This window comes from Brumimicrobium sp. (assembly GCF_048268645.1).
GTDB lineage: Bacteria > Bacteroidota > Bacteroidia > Flavobacteriales_D > Crocinitomicaceae > Brumimicrobium > Brumimicrobium ulvae.
The window spans coordinates 1-22,725 of the sequence record NZ_JBLWVE010000017.1 but is presented as its reverse complement, the minus strand read 5'-3'; the positions used below and the strand labels follow the sequence as shown (position 1 = coordinate 22,725).

17 protein-coding genes are annotated in these 22,725 nt (G+C 35.2%); 7 read left to right on the top strand and 10 right to left on the bottom strand.

Features of this window, described 5'->3' with window-relative positions; all coding sequences use genetic code 11:
- Positions 1-27: 27 nt before the first annotated feature.
- The 3 genes from ACN0U3_RS12310 to ACN0U3_RS12300 all read right to left on the bottom strand — a co-directional run bounded on the left by ACN0U3_RS12310 (position 28) and on the right by ACN0U3_RS12300 (position 3,713).
- On the bottom strand, positions 28-2,163 hold the full coding sequence (locus tag ACN0U3_RS12310) for a Na/Pi cotransporter family protein (protein ID WP_417266455.1): 2,136 nt from the start codon (positions 2,161-2,163) through the stop codon (positions 28-30).
- 139 nt (positions 2,164-2,302) lie between these two features.
- Entirely contained in the window at positions 2,303-2,764 is a 462-nt protein-coding gene (locus tag ACN0U3_RS12305; RefSeq protein WP_299207673.1) for a hypothetical protein, read from the bottom strand.
- A 175-nt stretch (positions 2,765-2,939) separates the two neighbouring features.
- Positions 2,940-3,713 carry an O-methyltransferase gene (locus ACN0U3_RS12300; RefSeq protein WP_417266454.1) on the bottom strand — a complete coding sequence of 258 codons (774 nt, stop codon included), beginning with the start codon at positions 3,711-3,713 and terminating at the stop codon, positions 2,940-2,942.
- 49 nt (positions 3,714-3,762) lie between these two features.
- Between ACN0U3_RS12300 and ACN0U3_RS12295 the strand changes: the two genes are divergently transcribed.
- On the top strand, positions 3,763-5,175 hold the full coding sequence (locus ACN0U3_RS12295) for a DUF4301 family protein (RefSeq protein WP_299207679.1): 1,413 nt from the start codon (positions 3,763-3,765) through the stop codon (positions 5,173-5,175).
- Positions 5,176-5,222: 47 nt separating this feature from the next.
- Positions 5,223-5,795: a hypothetical protein gene (locus ACN0U3_RS12290; RefSeq protein WP_417266453.1), complete on the top strand. Its 573-nt coding sequence runs from the start codon at positions 5,223-5,225 to the stop codon at positions 5,793-5,795.
- Here the strand turns inward: ACN0U3_RS12290 and ACN0U3_RS12285 are convergent.
- The 7 genes from ACN0U3_RS12285 to ACN0U3_RS12255 form a co-directional block, all read right to left on the bottom strand.
- Positions 5,792-6,442, bottom strand: a complete 651-nt coding sequence (locus ACN0U3_RS12285) for a response regulator (RefSeq protein WP_417266452.1) — start codon at positions 6,440-6,442, stop codon at positions 5,792-5,794. The genes ACN0U3_RS12290 and ACN0U3_RS12285 overlap by 4 nt on opposite strands.
- Positions 6,439-8,307 (bottom strand): ATP-binding protein, encoded by a 1,869-nt coding sequence (locus ACN0U3_RS12280; protein ID WP_417266451.1) that lies wholly within the window; start codon positions 8,305-8,307, stop codon positions 6,439-6,441. Before ACN0U3_RS12280 ends, ACN0U3_RS12285 begins: the two co-directional genes overlap by 4 nt.
- A 188-nt stretch (positions 8,308-8,495) precedes the next feature.
- Positions 8,496-9,113 carry a hypothetical protein gene (locus tag ACN0U3_RS12275; RefSeq protein WP_417266450.1) on the bottom strand — a complete coding sequence of 206 codons (618 nt, stop codon included), beginning with the start codon at positions 9,111-9,113 and terminating at the stop codon, positions 8,496-8,498.
- Between the two features lie 46 nt (positions 9,114-9,159).
- Entirely contained in the window at positions 9,160-10,413 is a 1,254-nt protein-coding gene (locus ACN0U3_RS12270) for a hypothetical protein (RefSeq protein WP_417266449.1), read from the bottom strand.
- Positions 10,414-10,704: 291 nt separating this feature from the next.
- Positions 10,705-11,343, bottom strand: coding sequence for a MarC family NAAT transporter (locus ACN0U3_RS12265; protein WP_417266448.1), 639 nt, complete (start codon positions 11,341-11,343; stop codon positions 10,705-10,707).
- 74 nt (positions 11,344-11,417) lie between these two features.
- Positions 11,418-12,500, bottom strand: coding sequence for a hypothetical protein (locus ACN0U3_RS12260; protein ID WP_417266447.1), 1,083 nt, complete (start codon positions 12,498-12,500; stop codon positions 11,418-11,420).
- A 99-nt stretch (positions 12,501-12,599) separates the two neighbouring features.
- Positions 12,600-14,195 (bottom strand): S8 family peptidase, encoded by a 1,596-nt coding sequence (locus ACN0U3_RS12255; protein WP_299207704.1) that lies wholly within the window; start codon positions 14,193-14,195, stop codon positions 12,600-12,602.
- A gap of 117 nt (positions 14,196-14,312) precedes the next feature.
- On the opposite strand from ACN0U3_RS12255, the gene ACN0U3_RS12250 reads away from it, so the two are divergent.
- The 5 genes from ACN0U3_RS12250 (at position 14,313) to ACN0U3_RS12230 (ending at position 22,634) form a co-directional block, all read left to right on the top strand.
- Positions 14,313-16,856 (top strand): S8/S53 family peptidase, encoded by a 2,544-nt coding sequence (locus ACN0U3_RS12250; protein WP_417266446.1) that lies wholly within the window; start codon positions 14,313-14,315, stop codon positions 16,854-16,856.
- Positions 16,857-16,916: 60 nt separating this feature from the next.
- The gene (locus ACN0U3_RS12245; protein WP_417266445.1) at positions 16,917-17,468 is read left to right on the top strand and encodes a DUF5606 domain-containing protein; all 552 of its coding nucleotides are present in this window, start codon (positions 16,917-16,919) and stop codon (positions 17,466-17,468) included.
- An 80-nt stretch (positions 17,469-17,548) separates the two neighbouring features.
- Complete coding sequence (locus tag ACN0U3_RS12240; RefSeq protein ID WP_417266444.1) at positions 17,549-19,261, top strand: M3 family oligoendopeptidase; 1,713 nt, start codon at positions 17,549-17,551, stop codon at positions 19,259-19,261.
- A gap of 257 nt (positions 19,262-19,518) precedes the next feature.
- Positions 19,519-20,355 carry a DNA adenine methylase gene (locus ACN0U3_RS12235; protein WP_417266443.1) on the top strand — a complete coding sequence of 279 codons (837 nt, stop codon included), beginning with the start codon at positions 19,519-19,521 and terminating at the stop codon, positions 20,353-20,355.
- Positions 20,352-22,634 (top strand): DGQHR domain-containing protein, encoded by a 2,283-nt coding sequence (locus ACN0U3_RS12230; protein ID WP_417266442.1) that lies wholly within the window; start codon positions 20,352-20,354, stop codon positions 22,632-22,634. The genes ACN0U3_RS12235 and ACN0U3_RS12230 overlap by 4 nt, the downstream gene beginning before the upstream one ends.
- Positions 22,635-22,725 lie beyond the last annotated feature (91 nt).

Genomic DNA, 22,725 nt, shown 5'->3' with positions numbered 1-22,725 from the left:
TCAAACGATATTAAGCTCAATGAGTATTTACACTTTTCCAACAATACCTTCCGATACGTTAATAATATGGTCTCCAACTTTTTCAAGCGAAGCAAAGATATCGTTATAGATAATTCCTCCTTTCATGTGTAACTCTTCATCCTTAGACAATGCATCAAGATACTCGCTACGTATTTCATCACGTTTACTGTTGATCTTTCCTTCTAGCATATTTGCTCTTTCTAATTCCACATCTGCCGAGTGTTTCTTTAAGTTTTCACACATCACAACGAATGCTTCATCAACTAGATCAAACAATTCTGCCAATCGGTTACGTTGATGCGGTGTAAACCATATTTTCGCTTCAGCTTTACGTTCTAGACTTTTTGAGACTTGATAGAAAATATCTCCAATTCGTTCTAAGTCATTCACAATACTGTTCATTCCACGTATACGAATTGCAGTATCAATACTTAATTCCCCTTCTGATATTTTACTTAAATAGTTGGCTACTTCCACCTCAACCCTATCTGTAATTTCCTCATATTTTGCAATACGTTCAATCAATTGCTTCTGCTTTTTACGGCTCTTTTCGAACAGGAGGTCACGAGAGAATTTGGACATTCTACTGGTTAATTCACCAAACTTTGCAATTTCTTTCTTCGCTTCAAGAAGTGATAGATCAGGGGTTGACATATATCCAGCGCCAATGTAATCCAAATGGAACTCTTCGTCCACGCCACCTTTAGATTTAACTGTTCTCTCAGCCACACGCACCAACCATGGAACAAACCAAATCATGATCAAAACGTTGAGTAAGTTAAATGCAGTATGGAAGATGGCAATTCCAGTGTTGGCATATTCCTTCGAATTATCAACTGGGTTTCCAGCTCCTATTGAAACCATAAACACCTCAATTGCTTTCAGTAAGAAAGGGAAAAGAAGAATCGCCCAAACTACACCAATCACGTTAAACAAAGAATGGATACGAGCAGATCGTTTCGCATGTACGTTACCTACCGTAGAAGCTAACTCTGCAGTAATTGTTGTACCGATATTCTCACCTAAAATCATTGCTGCTGCAACTTCAAAAGGAATGATTCCTCCAGCAACAAGTGTCATTGTTAAGGCCAATGCAGCGGAAGAAGACTGTACAATAATCGTTACTAAGGTTCCTAAAAACACGAATAGGATGGTACTCAAAAATGGAATGTCTTTAAAATCAATAAAGAATTGAACCAATGCTGATTCTGGACCTAGTTCTGGCACTGAGTCTTTTAAGAATCCAAGTCCCATAAACAATAAAGAGAATCCAATAATTGCACTCGACCAAGCTTTAATTCTTTGTTTACCAAAGAACATCATTGGTGCTCCAATAGCAATTAGTACCAACGCATACGAGCCAATACTTACTTTAAATCCAAAGATGTTAATGATCCATCCTGTAATTGTTGTTCCGATGTTAGCTCCCATCATAACACCAGCAGATTGAACCAAGGTCATTAATCCAGCATTTACAAAGGAAACTGTCATTACCGTTGTAACAGAAGAGGATTGCACAATAGAGGTAATCCCAAATCCTGTTAACACTCCTTTAACCCTATTCGATGTTATGGAGCCCAATAAATATCTTAATCTTGAACCTGCCGCTTGCTGAAGTCCTTCACTCATGATTTTCATCCCGTAGATGAACATTCCTAGTGATCCTATCAGCACTAAAAACCTAAATATCCCCCAACCTCTTTCTGTACTTGCACTGTTCTTTTCAGACCAAAAAGTATGTTCACCGTTACTTACTCCAACTTTAAACACATACGACTCTTCTCCAGCTAAATCAGTAAACGTGTAACTTGTTTTATGTAAATCAATTCCCTCAACTACAGTCCAGTCTGAATTGTCATAGCCTTTTTCATGGCGTTTTGCACCAATTTTTGTGTTGTACTGAATGGAAATGGTAAAACCTTCTTCCTTTAATTCTTCAAATAATTCATAGTCTAGATTCCATGAGGCTGTAAAACCTTCAATTGCAGACTTAGAAGTGATGTTTTCTACAAAACCGTCTTTGAGTTCTTGTTCAAAGTTTTGTTCTAACTGACTGGTTGCTTCTTGATTTTTAGCGCTCAAACCAAAAGGCATGAAAGCAAACATTAAGAATGTCAACGATAAAATGATATTGTTTTTCATTAATCTTTATTAAAATCTAGAACAAAAATACATCCGTATTCAATAGCAAGTCAAACTTTAATGTTAAGGAAACATTAACATTGATTATGGGAATGTTAATGGGTTGGGAATTCAACTGTTGCAGCAAGAAAGCAAATTCTTAATCACATCGGTCTTCGTACATTTTACATTGACAAAGCTCTATACCAAATGGACATGTATCGTAATCATAATCACAAAACTCAATATTCGTAACATAGGCATTAGAACAAGTCGTTTCCTCGTCAAAAATAGCGAGCAACATGCTATATTTTACTCTATTGGGCACATTGTCTGGAAAGTCGAGGAAAAAATTATAATTATCTAATACACGCAATAGGTGAATATAGATTAAATCTATTTGCTCGTCGGATAATTTTTCAGCAGGTGGGAAAATTGATTTATCGAGGTTCACGATTTGAGATAGGGGCATCGTTTCTGAACAATCATTAAATTCACAATCGTCTGAATCAGGCTCCAGAACTTCGCATTCACCTAAAATGTCAAGATGACTCCTGATGGCAATTTGGGATGCCTCCGCACTGAGTAAATCCTCTATTAACTGTTCTATATATCGATCCATCTGCTAGGTGTTTGAGATACTAATATATAGAAAAAATATTTGATTATTTTAACATTTGTATCGTTTTCTGTAAAAAAACATTTAGAGCATCTTAAAATTAGACGCTTAGCTTGTCGAAAAAAAACAAAGATTTATCGTTAAAACAACGGCTTTAGTCGTTTCGAAGAAGCAAAACTCAATACCTGATTACAAAATGTTCTTTTTCTTGGTGAGATCGTTTTGCGATGATTCCCATTTTAAAAAGATCAATGGTTAAGTGGTAATTTTTATTTAAGGTTAACTTTTGCCAAGCATTCAACATGTTTTTCGACCAACGAATGTCATCCAGAACAATTATTGTTTCGTCATGAATGTGTGGATCAAGTATTTTAAGCTGTTCAAACAAGCTATCGCTTTTATGGTCACCATCAATAAAAATCATATCGAAGACCTGCTTTTTTTCTAGGTTTTTCAAGAAATCAACAAAGGAACTGTTTACAAATTGAACTTTATGATGCTGAGAAGAAGGGAAACTACGTCTCGCCACTTCGTAGGTGTTTTTGCAACCTTCTACCGTTGTAACATTTACATCACTGCTCCCAGCCGCTAACATAAATGTACCTAATCCGAGTGATGTTCCTAACTCCAAAACATTTTTGGGTTGATAATGTGCTACCAATCGGAAAAGTAACTTTCCGTACTTGTCGTTGCTGCCCGAAATTTTAGCGATTTGTTGAATTGAGCGTTGACGGTTCAACTTCTTAGATCCTGCTCCCAAATCATCTACCTCGATCAAGGTTTTGTTCTTTAAAAATGAAGCCTTTAATGCTTTGAACATTTCGAACTCATAGGTGGGCACTGACAAATTCAAGCATTTATCTCCAAAATCGAACATGAATGGGGAATGAATACCATGCCTGCGCTTTGCAATCAAGCAATATTTTATATATTCACGAATTAAAATCAGCATAATAAACCAGAATCAAGGATAAATATAGTGATCATAACATTGAAATGGTATGGAAATAGATAAAAAATCGACTTTAATTGAGAAGCACAAAGAAATGGTGTTCAGTAGCCAACCTGAAATCAACCTAGTTAGCCCATGTAGGTTGAACGAAGGAATTATTCGCCATTCTGACTTTGAGAAAAATCGCTTCAAAATTCGTTTTGAGAATGGGCAACAAACCATTTACTTTTTCATTCCAGCATCTGGAACTGGATCAAGAATGTTTAAATTTTTATATGAATTCTTGGCGCAGCCAGACGAAGTTTCCCGCAGTTCTACCGAACGTTTTTTAAATGCGATTGAATCTTTTGCCTTTTTTGATATTCTGCCTTATGACTTAAAGAAAAAAGTGCGAGAATACGACATAAGTCTTGATGACTTTGTTTCTTATTTATTAAAACCTGAAGGACTAGGTTTAGGTCTAATTCCAAAAGGATTGGTTCCTTTCCATAAATCAAGGAGCTTTGTATTGAATGCTTTTCAAGAACAGTTATTGCAAGGACTAAGGTTAAAAGAAGACAAGATCAACTTCCACTTCACTATAAACAAAGCGCATGAATCAGAAATTGCTTCGGCGTTAGACTCTATTCGTCAACTTACAGGTAGAGCCTGTAATATCGAATGGTCTGAACAAGATCCGTTAACGAATTCTGTTGCCTTTGACAAAGACAAGAACACCCTCACAGATGAAGCAGGAAACTTACTTACACGTCCATCTGGACATGGTGCTTTACTGGAGAATCTCAACGCTATAGAAAGCGATATTATTTTCATCAAGAACATTGATAATATTCAACACGAAGCCAAATCAGAGCCTTCAATTGAAAACCTAAAGTACTTAGGAGGAATGCTTGACATTCTGAAATCGGAATTAAAAGAGGCGATGGAAAGCGAAAATACAAGAGCTCAATTGACGACCTTAAACCTGCAATATCAATTTGTAAATCCAGAAACAAATTTTGCAGAAATGTCGGATGAGGAGATCAAATCAATTGTTTATCGCCCAATTCGCATTTGTGGGATGGTCCGAAATGAAGGTCAACCTGGTGGTGGACCATTTTGGGTAAAAGAAAACGGAAAAATTTCAAAGCAAATTGTTGAGAAATCTCAAATTGGAAAAGATGGAGATCAATACAGGCTCATGGTTCAAAGTCAGTACTTTAACCCAGTACTCATGGCGGTTTCCACAAAAGACATCAATGGAAAAAAGCTAGATTTGAAGGACTTTGCAGATCCTGGGAAATATTTCATTGTAGAAAAATCTTATCAAGACAAAGACATTCGCTTTATTGAGCGACCTGGATTATGGAATGGCAGCATGTCTGATTGGTTAAGTGTTTTTGTGGAGGTTCCTTCGGAAACTTTTACTCCAGTAAAAACAGTTTTAGATTTACTTAACAAATCTCACCTTGAGCAATCTTAATATGTTTTGATTTAACGCATCCCTTTTGTAATTTAGACTTATAAATTATGAAAAGAGGTCTATTATATAGCGTTGTTATTCTGCTGTTGGTTGTTGGGTTAAGTTTGACTCAAAAAAACAATTCAGCGAAAGGGAGCGCACCAGACAAAGTTTCTTTTGGTGTCAAGATTGGTATTATTCCAACAGGGGGACTTACGCAATACGCTTTGGTTTTTTATAAAGGAGAACGTCTTCAATCCATTCAAGAAGTGAGCTTAGATCGCTTAATTAAAATCGGCACTGGTCAATGGCCTATTCCCAGGACCACTACATTTCACGATTTCTTTGAAGAGCACGGCATGTACAATGATACTTTAGATGACGGAACTGTAATCGACTATGGTGCCGCTTTTGATTCATTGTGGAAAGTCCGTTTCAAATCACATCCCTTTGATCATCGTTTAGGAGATGGATGGAGCATGGGCGAAATCAGGCCTTCACTTAAGCAACAAGCCTATATTTATGATCGGTATGGCGTTCGCGGATATGACCAAGATTTTTTTGCCGACACTAGCTTTTTTAAATTATTGAAAGACGTCATGGATCCACAATGGATCGCTGAATATAAGTCACTGAATTAATCAATTTTTCCGGGGATATACCCTAGTAAAAGAGCCTTTTTCACCAAACCTGACACATTTGAAACTTCAAACTTTGTAAACAAGTTCGAGCGGTGATTTTCTACTGTTTTTTCAGAAATAAATAGTGCTTCTGCAATCTCTTTTATCCTTTTTTCCTTCAAGGTTTCACTCAACACTTCTTTCTCTCTAAGTGTCAAAACAATTGCAGTCGTATTTAAGTGTTCATTCTTTTTTTGAATATGACTTTTTAGCAAAGGATCAATGTATACTTCTCCAGCAGCTACAGCATTAATAGCTTCGGCAATATACATTGTAGAGCTTGATTTACCCACAAAACCCTTAGCACCATTTTGAAGTAAGGCATTTACAATTGATTCTTCTTCCATTGAACTAACAACGATGATTTTCATTTCGGGTTGAATTTGCAAAAGTTGAGACAAGAAGGTTCTTGAATCTTCATTCCCTAAAATAAGGTCCAGCAGCAATACATCAATATTCCTTTTATTCAAGATGCCTAAAATTTCTTTATGAGAAGAAGCCAACAGAATGGATGCGTTTGGAAATTGGCCTGCAACAAAACTCCGCACTCCTTCAAGTAGCATTTGATGATCATCTACGATTAATATGTTAAAGGCTTGATCTTTCATTTTTCAATTTTATAATTAATAAATATTGTTGTTCCTCGATTTGGCGATGAATCAATGTCTAAACTACCATTGATTAATTGAATTCTGTTCATCAAAGAACCTAAACCTACAGAGTTATGAATAAGTTCTTTCTCCATTCCAACTCCATTGTCCTCAACACTTATGGTCAACATGTCTTTATTTAAAATTACTTGTACAACAATCTCTGTTGCATTTGAATGTTTAAGTGCATTTTGAAGCAATTCTTGGGTAGACCGATACAATAAGGTTTTTACTTTAGGCTTCAGGTTGAGATCATTAGAAACATTAGAATAAAAAGACAGGTTTCCATTGACATTATTATTGCCCACTAGATATGCTAGTGCATCTACAAGACTTTTTTTATTGATCACGAATGGCGAAAGGTTATGTGATATTCTTCTGGTAATTTGATGGGCTTTATTCAGCATAAAGAAAACACGTTCAGAAATAGAATTGTGTTGTTCTAATTCTAACTTCAAAGCGGTTAGCTCAGCCGCGAGTCCATCATGTAACTCACTTGACAATCGGTTTCGTTCTGCTTCTTCAGAGGCTGTGATGGCGTTTGCAATTTCAACTTCCTGTTGGTTTTTTATCAGTTTTAACCTTTGACGATTATAAATAAAGAAAGAGATAATAAAAAGAAACAGAAGCAACAAAGTGAATCCAATGATAATTAACACGTTATTACGACGCTCTATCGTATGGTTTTGAATGGCGATAACAGCTTCTTGACCTAGGATTTTATTTTTATGGGTCAAAGATTCAAACTGCACCAACAAGCTATCCATACTTCTCTTGTTTTTTTCAGATCGATCAATGCTTTTTAAAGAATCTGTTTCTTTAATAAAAAGATACGCTTCTTCATATTCTCCGATTCCTGCATACGCCACCGACAAACCATTGGTGATAGAATGTTGCATCGAAATATTGCTGTAATACTTTTGATTGTTTTTTGCTGAAAGTCCATAATCGAGTGCCAATCGATATTCCTTTAATTCATTGTGAATATTCATCAATAGAATTTCACTCATAATTACAAATTGTTTCAGTTGATATTGCTCGCTCAGTCTTAAACTTTTGATTGCAAAAGGGATCGCTTTGTGAAACTCTTTATTTTTATACTCCCATTCTGATTTAACAAAGTTCATTAATATTTTCCCTTGAATATCTTTAGTGGTATCGACATATTTCATTCCTAAATCAATGTGAGCTTTTGCACTGTCCAGCATGTCCAAGTTGTTTTCACAAACGATTAAAATTCCTAAAAAACTCAAAAAATTGGGTTTCATAGGATATTGGCCATACACAGAAAAACACAATTTACTGTAATGATAGGCTTGTTTATGATCGCCTAATGCTAGGTAGATATTAGCGATATTGTTGTAAATCACATGTTCACGCAATTCGTTGCCTTGATTCTGATATCCTTTAGCCGCCTTTAAAAATGATTGAATAGCAAGATTGTACTCTCGCCTTAGACTGTGAATAGCCCCTTTAATATTAAAAAACTTCGCATCACTATCGTTAGGGTTGTAGTTGTCTTCAATGTTTCTATTGGCTACAATAATGGCTTTAGGCAATTGCTGTTTTAGGTAATAAAAACGAGCCAGGTAGAACTGAATTAAATCTTTTGCAAGTTCGTTTTGACGCACTACTCCTTGTCCCAAGAAATCAATAATCTCTTCTTGATTTTCAATATCAATTTCAACAGCAAGTATTTTATTGGCGTTTTCGACAATTTTCAATGAATCATCATGGAATTCTGTTTGCGCTATTACTGAAGAAAAAGCAAATAGCTTAAACACTAAGGAGGCCAGTATTTTGTAGAGTAATCTAGGTAGCATAAATCTGCTTTTATAATAATAAAAACAAATATAAGGATTCCTGATTGATAAACTAGTTCTCTAATTAAAAGCATTTTAACTAATTCCCGTCAGGAATAACAGACGGTATTTCAAGGAAAAAGAAAGCGGAGCCTAAAAAAGAGCTCCGCTTCCTGAAGTTAATCAGCTACTGCTGATTGTTTAGGCTGTTAAAACTTGAATGTAATTCCAAATACTCCAAAGCTTGAAGAACCATATCCTCCTTCTGCAAATACAGCCATATTGTTTACAAAGTAATATTTTGCACCTACTGTTGGACCAAAGTGACCACCAAAAGTACGTTTTGTACTTGTTTTCGAAAGGTCTTTAGTTGTATGTGTCCTAACTCGAATACCTGTCATTACGGATGCATATAGATCCAATTGATTTACACCAAGACCTAAATCTAGATGGTTGTTCAAGAAAGCCCAAATATGAAAAGTAGCTCTTGCCCCAACAGAAAAATAGCTGGTATGGTTTCTATATTCATATTCGAGTGAATTATAAACATCAGTTCCTTTATAACCATAGTGATTGTATCCTGCATAAAGACCCCCACTAATAAAGTGGTTAAACCCATACTCCAAGTTCGCTCTTAGTGTTGGCAATGAGTATCTATCATACCCGTAGTAATTATATAAATAATTATCTACAAATCCATATCTCGATAACCCTACACCTAAATCAAGGTAAAGCTTTTTCCCTTCGTACCCTTCTTGCGCCTGTGTATTTGGAGTGTATCCGATACACAACACTGATAAGAATACTGCTGCTAATATATTTTTCATTTTTTTAAGTATTTAATGTTATAACAAAGGTATAAAATATTTGAACTTAAGGAAGTAAACCTCCCCCCTCATCACAGTCATTATAAGTATTACCGTTATTGTTTGTAAAGTTCGAAGGAGTACCAGCATCAATTGCAGAAGTCAAGGAGTTTGACAAGTGAGTATTATCCATTGAAAGCCTACCTGCATTTTTAATATAAACCATACCAGGCTGACTATTATAGTATTTATTACCTCCTGATATATCGGCATAGGAGATATTATTATTCATGTTATTACTCTCAAATTGAATATGGTACCACCACCCTTTAGAAGGTTGCACTCCAGTAACTGTAATGGGGTTTGAGGAAGTACCATCTAAAGATAATGAAGCATTAATACCAACCATCCATCTTATATTTGCAGCCATTCTAAACTCAGTACCAGCCTCCACACTAGTGTGTCCAGAATTATGGAAAACATTCTTTCTGAATGAATAGGGAATCGAAAGCTTAGGAACTGTTAATGCACTCTCTACATCTGATCCATTTATATAAATCATTTGAACTGCATTGTTTAAAAATTGTGTAGAGTTGTCTAGATATCGCGTGTGACCTAATCCTGACAACAATAAAGGCGCAGCTCCAAACTCACTAATGGTGTTGTTCATAAAGTCAGGTAATTTTGCATCGCCTCCATCTGTCATTATTCCATAATCGCCTCCTTTTCTAAGGTGTGTGTTTTGAATTGTAACCTGTGCATTATTTTCAACAACAATAGTTGCAGGTTGTGAATTGTAATACTTTGAACCATTTGAAATGTTACAATGAATCAACTTATTGTTTGGATTATTGCTCTCAAAATCAATTCCGTACCAATAACCAGCAACATCTTGGGATCCTGATAATACAATTTTATTCGTTGGTGTACCCGTAGCGTTTAAAGAACCGTTGCTTTTCACAACTATCCTTGCTCCAGAGCGCATATCTATTTTAACACCCGGCTCTATTGTAACAGCAGCATCAATGGACCAAGTATTGTCTATATAATAATCAGCAACATTTGGATTCGTAGATTGATCTTGAATGGTAATATTGCTTGTCTCAGTCCCTGTCAACCTAATCGGCAATGTTTCGCCTCCAGGTCCTGTTCCTCCAGAACCTCCACCTCCAGGTGTTCCATCATCATACATACAACTTCCATCGTCGTTCTTTGCTTTATCGTCATAATTGATTGCGGTTTGGTCTGTACAACCTTCTCGTCTACATGCCATCAACAAGACAACTCCTAAACTCAATAATAATAGTCTGTTTAACTTCATAACGTTTGTTTTTAAAATTTATATAACAAAAGTATGGTGTTTGCTCAACTCTTGACCAAGGGTTTTCCCTAATTCTAAAATATAGCTGTGTGAATAGTATTAAATTAAATATAGTATGATAAAAAAACAGGCAAAATTAGCGTCAAGACTAATTGATAAATATCTATCTATCTGAAATAGGATTAATCAATATTTTGACCATAAAAGTGGTTAAAACCACTAATCAATCATTTGCTTACTCAATAAGTGAGGGATGAATCCTTCACCAACTTTTGAGACTGATTCCCAAAACTAAACTGAAGCAATTATCGACAACACAACATTGACCACGGCAGTGCTGATGTATTCTATTCCTATTGCAATGACTATAAAACCAATGATGCGTGAAACAGCATTGATTCCAGATGCTCCAAGGTATTTAACAATTACTGAAGATGCACTTAGCATTCCCCAGATCACCAGACATACCAGTAATATAGCTATGATAATTAGATAATGCGCATTCCATAAAGTGTATTCTTGGTGCAGACCAATCAACAAAGAAATTGAGCCAGGCCCTGCCAGCATGGGTATAGCGAGTGGGGTCAAAGAAATACTTTCTCTTGAAGCAATATCGGACTTAACACGTTCTTTGTCCATTCCTTTGTGCTTATTGAATCTTCCAGTCAACAAAGCAAACCCAGAGGAAACAATTATTAATCCTCCTGCAATACGCAGTGAATTCAAACTAATTCCGAAAAAGTCAAGCAAATATGACCCCAAATAAAAGGACATTAGAAATATCACCAGTACGTTAAAACTTGTGAGCAAGGCCGTTTTTCGGCGTTCTTTTTTCGAGTAATCGGAAGTCAACCCTACAAATATCGGTAAGGTTCCTAAAGGGTTAGCAATTGAAATAATTGCTGCGAATGCATAAAAAAATAGTTCCATTTTTTTTATGCAAAACTCAAAATATCTTAAGAAGTGAAGATTAGCTCAAGATTAAGAAAGTATTATCGTATGATTTAGTGCTGATAGGAATATCCATTCTTAAAGAAAATATAATTTCCCCTATGCACGGTTACTTTTACTGTATTCCCATTGACTTCAAAAGGAGCACCAGTTAAGTTGCTGACAATTTCTACTTCATTATTATGGAAAACTGAAACTCCTCCATTCAAATTCCTAAAAGCTACAATACCTTCACGAATTTTATATTCTTCAGGAACATAGTTGGCAATTTCATACCTTCTGCCCTTGTTAAAAGTATAGAGCACACCATTCTCAATCCAAACAACCATATCTCTAAACACTTCATAACTGGAAGCATAAGAACTTAAAGTGACCAATTCGCCATCAATATATCCTTTTAAGTTATTGTTTCGGTCTAAATAAACAATCATATCATAGCCAGTTTTGTAACTCTGAACCATTGTCGGTTCAACATCGACCACCTCATCTTTAAAGACGACAGCAAAAGATTGATTAAAAGGATCGTTAAAAGCGATTAGATTTCCTCCTGGTGCATATTGGATATATTCGTTGAACACACCTATTTCAACGATTTCACCTGAAATAAAGGCATAGTTAACATTTCCGTTTCCTTGGAAAGCGACCGTGTTTGAACCAATGTGTTGAGGTAAATAAATATCTGAAACACTATAATACAGATCATGAATTTGACCATTGTAATAAACCCTTACGGCATTGTCTCTAATGTCTTCGAAAACAACTAAGCTATCCGAAACTGCATATCCTCTACCAAAGTGAGTTAAAATTTGTTTGAAACCATCATCCCACACGTATACCACTGGTCCAGTATTCCAGGCTACAAGATTAAGTCCAATTTTGTAATCATTTGCAAGTCCAGAAAGTTTTTCTGTCTTTACTCCATCAAAAATGATAAGGTCACTTTTATTGTCAATAAACGCAATGATGTGTTCAGAAAACTTAACATCGATAGGTTTTAAATGGTCCAATTGTGTAGATCGACCTTCGTGAAAGCTTTTAAAATAATCCCTATTGTCAAGATAAGGAAAAACCTCTTGGGCCATTGAACCATAAGTAACAATCAATAGTAAGGATAAAAGAATGAAATTTTTAATCATAATTCTTTGGTATGAAAAAGGGTGTCCAATATAGAACACCCTTTTTATATTTTTATTATAAACGTTTATTTAAACTTTCGTTTTTAACATAGAGTTCATCTATTTTGCTTTTTTCGCATCAACTCTTTCTTGTGCAAGTTTAACTGCAGAAAGTACGTTCACTACTTTTCCAGTTTTAGACAAGTTGTCAAACATAACTAACTCATCGCTTCCAGGAACTTTTTGGTAGGTATCACCAAAATAGTCTCCAGAATCAAGAATAATTTGACGCACTTCTGCCATTGTCAAAGAAGGGAAGTATCCTTTCAACAATGCTGCTACTCCAGACACCATTGGTGCAGCCATTGATGTTCCAGCGATTGCTTTATATTCATTTTCTGGGAATGCGTTATAGATTTCAAATCCTGGAGCGAAGATATCTACTTCACATTTACCATAGTTTGAGAATCTTGCTGCTAATTCCTCATCATGAACACGTGTAGATGCTCCAATCGTCAACAAGTGTGTAAACGGTTTCTCTTGGAAATCATATTTCACTGCTGGGAAGTTTGGATTTAATGCCAAGTCTAAAGCTGAATTACCTGCAGCATGAACGAAAAGCACATCGTTTTCTTGCGCATACATAATTGCTTCATACACTGCATGTGGAAGGCTTGAATAAGATTTACCAAACGAACCGTTAATTACTTTTGCTCCGTTATCAACAGCATAGCGAATAGCCAAAGCGACATCTTTATCAAACTCATCTCCATCAGGAACTGCTCTTAAAGACATTAGTTTCACGTTATCTGCAACACCGTCTCCACCTAATCCGTTTCCTCGAAGTGAAGCTACAATTCCACCAACGTGAGTTCCGTGCTCTGAGTCTGGTCCTTTCACATTATTGTTACCGTAGTTGGTATCAGTAATATCGTAAACATCATCCCCGATTAAAGACCTATCATCATAATCAGGATTATGGTGGTGATCAATCATTCCTTGAAGTTGCTCGATTTGTTCATTCAATGTTTCTTCTGTTAGTTCTCCAGAAAGAATTTGAAGACCTAACTGCTTCATTTGTTTTTCTTGAGCACCTTCAGCTTTCCATTTTTTCAAAGATTTCTCAGTTAACTCTTCAACGCCCATCATGTTGGCAATCATTTCTGGCAACATTGGCAGCATTTGGTCTTTCAACTGAGTGATTTGAGCAATATAGTTTCCGTACTTTTCACGGTTCTCTTCTACTACGGCCTTTGTTTCAAGGTATAAAGCATAATCTTCTTTGTCTTCTGCTTTTACATCATCTGCTTCTACGTCCTCAAATCTTGGCTTTAATTCAGCATAGATTCTTGTTACATTTAAACGTGCAGGTCCTTGCATTTCTCCATCGGCATTTCCTAAAAAGTTCCAACCGTGGATATCATCAATGTACCCGTTTCCATCATCATCAATTCCGTTTCCTGGAATTTCTCCTTTGTTTACCCAAATTACACCCTGAAGATCTTCATGTTTTGTATCAATTCCAGAGTCAATGATTGCTACAATCACTGTATCAGGAGTGATTTTTTTCAGCTTTTTGTATGCTTTGTCTGTTGACATCCCCGTTTTCGAAGAGTTGTACCAATTTAAAACCTTCTTATCTACTTGTGCTGTTGCTGTAGAAAAGTAAGCTCCAATAAGTGCAGGCATTATAAGCCTTAAAAATATTTTTCTCATACTTGTTTTTATTTACACGTTGAATTTAACGCAAATGTTGAAATTATTTAACAATTTTACGATATTTATTGTTTGTACGACAAATTTCATAAAATAATTGGTCAAATACATAAACAAATGGTGTTCCAAAAATACATATTATACTTAATACTCCTCTTGAGTCCTTGTACTTTATTTTCACAAAAACTGGGATTCAACAAGTTAATCAAAGAAGCCCCTGGAACAATCATGCCTTTTTCTTTAGAAAACAATACAAAAAACATCAACTTCCTAAGGTCTGAAGGAATAGAAATCAAAAAAACGACAGAAAATTGGCTCTATATTACGCAATCTCCTGAATGGGTATTCAAACAAATCAATGAGCACAATATTTCTGATTTTTATTTTGAATATGCTCCCCCATCACTTCTCGATGATTCTGTTCGTGTGATGCACAATGTTAATCAAGCCCACAGCGGGATTCCTCCACTTCTCGAAGGCTATACTGGGAAAGGAGTAATTATCGGATTGGTCGATGCGGGATTAGACCACACCCATCCCGACTTTACAGACGCCAATGGTAAAAATCGCATTATTCGTTATTGGGACCAATCCATCACCAACCCTACAAACTCACCAGCCCCTTATAATTATGGTCAAATCTGGTACGAAGACCAAATTCAAGATGGTACCATTACGAGCACAGAAGAATCTGTTGGTCATGGAACTTCTGTTACAGGAATTTGTGCTGGAAATGGCTTGGCCAATGGTAAAAATAAAGGAATGGCGCCTGAAGCCGAAATCATTTTTATAGAAACCAACTTTAACTTACCCAACTGGACGCTTACCGTTGCAGATGCCTGCGATTATGTATTCAAAGTTGCTGATAGCTTAGGGAAACCGGCAGTAATCAATTTAAGTGTTGGAAGTTATTTGGGTAGTCATGACGGAAAAGACCCCGCGGGTGAATTCATGACCCAACTGGTTGAAGAAAAAAATGGAAGAATTATCATTGGCGCTGCTGGGAACTCTGGAAACAACGCCCCCTACCACGCGCAGCAAATCATGAACTCAACAGACACCAACTTTGTTTGGTTTGAAAACAATCCCTCTGGTAGTTTAGGAAACAATACCGTGTTTTTTGACCTATGGTCCGATATCAATGATGCTCAATTTCATTATTCTTTTGGTGCGAATAAAAACGCTCCTTCTTATTCAAATGTTGCAGAAACGCAATACAGATTTGCGCAATTAAATGTTGGCATTCCTATTTACGACACTTTATATAATCAAAATGGAGAGCGCATTGCAACCTTAGAGATTTACACCGAATATGTAGGAAGTAATTACCACATGCAAGGCTTTTTCTCTACAGTTGACTCTACTGATTATCTGATGCGTTTCAGCACAACGGGCAATGGGAAATACGACCTTTGGAGTGGTTATTCGTTTGGACTGAATACCATTGTCGCCAATCCACCTTCAGCAAGCGATTTTCCACCTATTGTAAATTATGTAATGCCGGACAGTTTGCAAAGTGTAGTCTCCTCATGGAATTGTTCGCCGAAAATACTTTCCGTAGCAAACCTAAGAGGAAGACAAGGTCATACTGATCACAATGGAAATTTCTACACCCCTTCAGATGTAACGCCAACAGGCAAAATAGCTCCTTCTTCTAGTCGAGGACCTTCACGTGGTGGAGTAACTAAGCCCGACATTAGTGCAGCAGGGGACGTTACTTTAGGAAGTGCCCCCATGTTTATGGTGGGCAATCCAGCATACAATGGATCATTAGGCGAAGGAGGTTATCATTTAAGAAATGGAGGGACATCTATGGCCTCGCCAGTAGTTGCAGGAATTGCAGCGCTTTATCTTGAACGATGTCCAAACAGTTCAATTGATGATTTCAAAAATGACCTTTTCGGAACTGCTGAGAGTGACGTTTATACCGGAACAACACCAAACAATCGATATGGATATGGAAAAATTAATGCTTTTGATTTACTGGTAAGTAGGAATGGAAACCTTCAGATTTTAGGAGACTCTGCAATTTGCCAAATGCCAGTTGAATTGACCACCAACATTCCTATGTTAAGCTATGAATGGTCGAACGGTTCCTTCGCACCAGAAGTTATTGTTCCTCAACCAGACACAATTTCTGTTTTTGGAAGAGACCTACAAGCTTGTAAAATTTATTCAGACACAGTCATTATTGTTCAAGGCAGTCCACTAGAGAATCCCAGCATCAATATTTCGGGAGATTCTTTAATTTCTAGCAGCGCTCCAAATTACCAATGGTATTTGAATGACACTCCAATTCCAGGAGCAACGCAACAAAGTTATACCCCGACAGAGATGGGTTATTACAGCGTGGCAATTCAAGGACCAGATAATTGTAAAAGCTTTTCCAATGCAATTGAATGGACTTTAAATGTTTCAAAAGAGCATCAATCCACACTGGTAATTTATCCAAATCCAGCCAATAACATCTTAAACATCAAGACCGAAGGAGAGTACCTACTTCAATTTGAAATTACCAACATTACCGGTCAAAAAGTAATGACAAGCCCAATTCACGGGCAAAAACAAAATATTGACATCACCCATTTATCCAGTGGTGCTTACCTTATAAAGGTAGAATCGAACAAAGGAATAAAGGTCTTACCATTTTTTAAAGAATAGTAAAGCTACTTTTTAGTATATTCTTTCTATTTTTGACGTTCTAAAATAATAATAAATTATATGGATTTATCAGGAATAATCTCAATTTCAGGAAAGCCTGGATTATTTAAAGTAGTTGCCCAATCAAAGAATAACATTATCGTTGAGTCATTAATTGACAATAAGCGCATCCCTGCTTATTCAACTGATCGTATTTCAGCCTTAGAAGACATTAGTATTTATACTTACGAAGAAGATGTTCCTTTGAAAGAAGTATACACTAGTTTAGCTACCAAAGAAAATTGTGGTGAGGGACCTTCTCATAAAGAAAGCTTAAATAAATTATCAGCTTATTTAGAAGAAATTCTTCCTGATTATGATCAAGACCGTGTATATCCTTCTGACATTAAGAAATTATTCCAGTGGTATAACATTCTTCAGAAAGCGGGTTTAATTAAGTTGGAAGAAGAAAAAAAGGAAGAAGAACCTAAAGAGGAAGCTAAAAAGAAAAAAGCAACTGAAAAAGCAGCAGATAAAAAACCTGCAGCCAAAAAACCAGCGGCGAAAAAAGAAACGACTAAGAAAGCTGCTCCAAAAAAAGCAGCAAAGAAAGAAGATAAAGAAAAGAAATAATCTTTTTATTCATAAGCATTTTAAATTTTACGTCCCGAGTTTTATTCGGGACGTAATCATTTTCAGAAAACAATATCACAATGAAAGTTACACGTCCAAAAAGAACATTTTTACCCGATAGTTTCAAAATAGATACTTGGGAGAATTTAGAGCCATTTTTTATTGATTTAGAAAACCGCGCTATCGATACAAAAGAAACGTTTGAAAAATGGATCAGTGACCAAAGTGAATTGGAAGCAGTGATTTCTGAAGATTTAGCGTGGCGCTATATTAAAATGACCATTGACACAAAGGATCAAGAATTAGCGGAAGCATATTCTTTTTTCGTTCAAGAAATTCAACCCAAACTTGAGCCTTTTTCCTTTCGTTTAAATAAAAAACTATCGGCTTCTCCATTCAAATCTGAATTTAAAGACGAAGCGTATAAAATCTACTTTAGAGGAATTGACACAGCGATTAAATTGTTTCGTGAAGAAAATATTCCATTAAATGCTGAGTTGGCGGAGAAAAGTCAAATTCATGGAGCAGTAAGTGGTGCGCAATCTATTGAGCATGAAGGAGAGCAAATCACGATGCAAAAAGCAAGTTCTTTATTAAAAGAAAACGACGAAACTTTACGTAAAACCATTTTTGAAAAAATGGCCAAACGTCGAGCTGAAGACACTGAACAATTGGACGATTTATTTACTGAATTGATTCAATTGCGTCATAAAGTAGCCACCAATGCCGGTTATGACAACTTCCGCGATTACATGTTTGACGAACTCGGTCGTTTCGATTATACCAAAGAAGATTGTTTTGACTTTCACCAGTCTGTAAAAGATGAAATTGTGCCTTTGGTCAAGAAATTCAGTCAAAAAAAGGCAGAATTGATGGGTAAAGAGAAATTAAAACCATGGGACAGTCAGGTTGATCCTTTGGGAAGAAAACCTTTGAAACCATTTAAAGACGGCAAAGAATTATTAGAGAAAACAACCCTTATTTTTGATAAAATCGATCCTTACTTTGGTGATTGTTTAAAAACCATGGATGCGATGGGTTACCTAGATTTAGATTCAAAAGACGGGAAATCTCCAGGAGGTTACAACTATCCTTTGTATGAAATTGGAGTTCCGTTTATTTTCATGAATTCTGTTGGTTCACAAAGAGATTTGATCACCATGATTCACGAAGGAGGACATGCCATTCAATCGTTTTTAACAAGAGATTTGGAGTTGACTTCTTTTAAAAGTTTCCCCTCAGAAATTGCTGAATTGGCTTCAATGAGCATGGAAATGTTAACCATGGATTATTGGGATGAATTTTACGACAATCAAGAAGATTTGACCCGCGCAAAGATCGAGCAATTAGAAACCGTTTTGGAAGTACTTCCTTGGGTAGCAACAATTGATGAATTCCAACACTGGATTTATGAAAACCCTACGCATTCAAAAGAGGAACGAAAAGAAAAGTGGATTGCCCTACTGGATGAATACGGAACAGGAATTACGGACTGGACAGGTTACGAAGCTGTTCGTGAATACTCTTGGCAGCGTCAATTGCATTTATTCGAAGTGCCTTTTTACTACATCGAATACGGAATGGCGCAATTGGGAGCATTGGCCGTTTGGAAAAACAGCAAAGACGATTTTAAAAAGACCATCTCAGCATATAAAAAGGCTTTGGCTTTAGGATACACCAAATCAATTCCTGGCGTTTACGAAACGGCAAACATTACCTTTGACTTCTCAAAAAAGAACATCAAAGCATTGGCTGAATTTGTTGAAGAAGAGCTGAAGGACTTGGAGGATTAACAACGAAGATTAAAATTGAATTGAGAGCGCTTTTTGTTTTATCATTTTAATCGAAGGTAAGTGTTTATAAATGCTTGTTATCGGATAGCGACAAGGAGGTTTTTTTTGTGATTGGGCCTGTAACTGCTCTTACTTTAGAGGGTTAGAAGGGCGAAGTGCTTGAAATTAATGTTATATTTGGTAAAAAGATATAGGTTGGCTAAACGTAATACGATTAGCCAATTGTTGTGCTTCATGCCTAAACAGAAAGAGAATAAATGACTAAAAAAGAAAAAAACACATACATAAAACCATTTTTAAGATGGGCAGGTGGAAAAAATTGGTTTAGAAAGCACATTGAAAACTTTGTACCTAATCAATTTGAAAATTATTACGAACCTTTTTTAGGCGGAGGGTCAATCTTTTTTTATTTAAAATCTAAAGGCTTAATCAAAAATAAAGCATATCTATCTGACTCAAACAAAGATTTAATAAACACTTACAGAGTAATTAAAAATAATCTTCCAGAACTAATAAATCATTTATCTAATCATGAAGATAATGAAGAAGAATATTACAGAATGAGAGAAGAAAATTTTGAAAATCCTATAGAAAAAGCATCACAATTTATCTATTTAAATAGAACTTCTTTCAATGGCATTTACAGAGTAAATCTAAATGGTAAATATAATGTACCATATGGAAAAAGAGAGCTTAAGAAAATTTATGATTTTAAACATTTAGAAGAAATATCTAAAATTTTGGATAAAACTTATTTTTCAACGCAAGATTTCAAGGACAGATGCAGAAAGCCAAATACTGATGACTTCGTTTTTATTGACCCACCATATACTGTTGCACATGAAAATAATGGTTTTATTCAATACAATCAATCAATTTTTTCATGGAAAAATCAAATTCAGTTAGCAAAAATCACAGAAGATTTTGAAAACAGAGGTGTGCACTTTTTAGTAACTAATGCATTTCACGATTCAATAAGAGAATTATATACAACAGGTAATCAAATACCAATCTCAAGATCAAGTACTATTGGTGGTAAAGGGGCATCTAGAACAAATTATAGAGAAATTATTATAACCAATACTGAAATATGACAGAAGATTTAAAAATAGCTATACTTCAAAAACTAGTTTCAGGTAATGAAATCAAAACCCAATTACGGACTAGAAAAAAGGATTTCATCAGCGAAAGTATTCTTAAAAAAAATGAAGAACTTTTAAAAGAATATTATGCAAAAGATTGGGAGTTAGAGCGAGAATTCAAAACTAAAATTCGCTTGAAAAAATTAAAAACTCATGATGTTCTTTTTGAAGATAAGGTATGGACCATGTTCGCTTCTCTTGGATTCAAAATCTTAAACCGAAATAGAAAATTAGATATTCCTTATGATAAAAATAATCCGAATTTAACTCAACAGATAGATGTTCTAGCAAAAGATGATGAGTCGTTAATTATTGTAGAATGTAAATCTACAAAAGAGAAAAACAAGAAAGGAGACTTCAAAAAAGAACTTGAAGCATATAACAGCAAAATAGAAGGGATCAGAACCTCGTTAAGATCAATTTTCCCAGATCAAAAATTGAAATTTAGATTCATTTTTGCTACAGAAAATTATGCTTTATCAGATAATGATTTAAATAGGTTAAAAAATATCAACGGAATACACTTTGATGAAGAACAAATAGACTATTATTCTAAAATGCTTCGTCAAATTGGAATTGCTACAAAATATCAATTGCTTGGAAATTTATTTCATGATCAAGAGATTCCCGAATTAGACAATAAAATTCCAGCAATTAAAGGCAAAATGGGTGGACATACATATTATTCATTTTCTATTGAACCTGAGAAATTGTTGAAAATAGGATATGTACTTCATAGAAATAAAGCAAATGTCAATATGATGCCTACATATCAACGTATCATAAAACGTTCAAGATTAAAATCTATTCACAACTTCATAGATGAAGAAAAAGGTTACTTCCCTAATTCAATAATAATTAGTTTGGATTCAGGAAGACGAAAGGAACTAAAATTTGAACCTGCAAATACACAAAGTAAATCTAGCATTGCAAAAATTGGAATATTACACTTACCAAAACGATACAGGTCAGCCTTTATAATTGATGGACAACATAGATTATATGGTTATTCAGACTCAATGTATAAAAGTAGTAACTCAATACCAGTTGTCGCTTTTCTAAATCTAGACAGAGAAGAGCAAGTTAAGTTGTTCATGCAGATAAATGAAAACCAAAAAGCTGTTTCTAAGAATTTAAGAACAACATTAGATGCTGATCTAAAATGGACATCAGATAGCTACACAGATCAAATTCAAGCACTATGTGCTAGAATAGCAATTTATTTAGGCGAAGTAAGAAAATCCGCATTGTTTGATAAAATATCTATAGGTGAAGATAGTAAGATTGTTACTCAAGCGACAATTATCAACGCATTAAAAAAATCTAATCTTATTGGTAAAGTTACAAAGTCTAAAATAGAGGAACTTGGTAGTTTTTACAATGGAGATTTAGATACAACATATGATAGATTAAGTAAATTATTGACTTTAGTATTTAATTACATAAAAGACTCATTACCTGAATTATGGGAAGCTGAAAATAATATAATAGTAATGAATAAAGGAATATATGCTATTATAAGACTTCAAAGTGATATTATTGATTTTTTACTGGAACAAGGAGTATTAAAGAATACTAATAATCCAAATAAAGTTTTTGAAGAAAGTAAAACTTATTTAGATCCAATAATAACATTTTTTGAGAACATAGACCAAGAAACTGAATTAGCATTAAGGAAAGCATATGGTGGTAATGGAGATATAAAATATTGGCGAACATTACAACAGCAAGTTTCTGAAGTCCATACAGATTTTGTGCCAGACGGTTTAGAAGAGTACAATAAAAAAGAAGCTAAAGAATTCAACACAAAAGCTTTTGAGATAATTAGAGATCTTGAGACATTTTTCAAGAAAGATTTTCAAGAAAGACTGGAAGATAAATTTGGTAAGTCTTGGTTTAAAAAAGGTGTTCCGCCACAAGTAGCTAAAAAAGCTAATGAAATAGCATTTGAAAAAAACTTGAAAATTGAAAATGAAGAAGATGAAGTCGAAGTTTGGGATTGTTTGACAATTATAGCTTACAGGGCAATAGCTTTAAAAAATTGGAGAGATGTTTTTGAAAAACATTACACAAAGCCAACAGAACAGAAAATTAGTGGCGGAAAAGACGCCAAAACTCAATGGATGGTTAAACTTGAAAAATTGAGAAATGAAAACTTTCATCAGTACTCAGTTACAGAGGATGAATTTTCCTTTTTAAATGAGTTACATGATTGGTTAATTAAAAAATAAAAGCACGAAAGCACAGTCGAGTAGGTAAAGGGGAGTTTCACCCCTAAACCTCTCACAGAACCGTACGTGAACCTCTCGATTCATACGGCTC

Coding starts and splice junctions, on each gene's coding strand:
- ACN0U3_RS12280 (WP_417266451.1), bottom strand. CDS start 8,307: ATGCTACCTAGATTACTCTACAAAATACTGGCCTCCTTAGTGTTTAAG.
- ACN0U3_RS12290 (WP_417266453.1), top strand. CDS start 5,223: ATGAAAAGAGGTCTATTATATAGCGTTGTTATTCTGCTGTTGGTTGTT.
- ACN0U3_RS12310 (WP_417266455.1), bottom strand. CDS start 2,163: ATGAAAAACAATATCATTTTATCGTTGACATTCTTAATGTTTGCTTTC.
- ACN0U3_RS12240 (WP_417266444.1), top strand. CDS start 17,549: ATGAAAGTTACACGTCCAAAAAGAACATTTTTACCCGATAGTTTCAAA.
- ACN0U3_RS12245 (WP_417266445.1), top strand. CDS start 16,917: ATGGATTTATCAGGAATAATCTCAATTTCAGGAAAGCCTGGATTATTT.
- ACN0U3_RS12270 (WP_417266449.1), bottom strand. CDS start 10,413: ATGAAGTTAAACAGACTATTATTATTGAGTTTAGGAGTTGTCTTGTTG.
- ACN0U3_RS12305 (WP_299207673.1), bottom strand. CDS start 2,764: ATGGATCGATATATAGAACAGTTAATAGAGGATTTACTCAGTGCGGAG.
- ACN0U3_RS12235 (WP_417266443.1), top strand. CDS start 19,519: ATGACTAAAAAAGAAAAAAACACATACATAAAACCATTTTTAAGATGG.
- ACN0U3_RS12230 (WP_417266442.1), top strand. CDS start 20,352: ATGACAGAAGATTTAAAAATAGCTATACTTCAAAAACTAGTTTCAGGT.
- ACN0U3_RS12260 (WP_417266447.1), bottom strand. CDS start 12,500: ATGATTAAAAATTTCATTCTTTTATCCTTACTATTGATTGTTACTTAT.
- ACN0U3_RS12295 (WP_299207679.1), top strand. CDS start 3,763: ATGGAAATAGATAAAAAATCGACTTTAATTGAGAAGCACAAAGAAATG.
- ACN0U3_RS12250 (WP_417266446.1), top strand. CDS start 14,313: ATGGTGTTCCAAAAATACATATTATACTTAATACTCCTCTTGAGTCCT.
- ACN0U3_RS12285 (WP_417266452.1), bottom strand. CDS start 6,442: ATGAAAGATCAAGCCTTTAACATATTAATCGTAGATGATCATCAAATG.
- ACN0U3_RS12275 (WP_417266450.1), bottom strand. CDS start 9,113: ATGAAAAATATATTAGCAGCAGTATTCTTATCAGTGTTGTGTATCGGA.
- ACN0U3_RS12300 (WP_417266454.1), bottom strand. CDS start 3,713: ATGCTGATTTTAATTCGTGAATATATAAAATATTGCTTGATTGCAAAG.
- ACN0U3_RS12255 (WP_299207704.1), bottom strand. CDS start 14,195: ATGAGAAAAATATTTTTAAGGCTTATAATGCCTGCACTTATTGGAGCT.
- ACN0U3_RS12265 (WP_417266448.1), bottom strand. CDS start 11,343: ATGGAACTATTTTTTTATGCATTCGCAGCAATTATTTCAATTGCTAAC.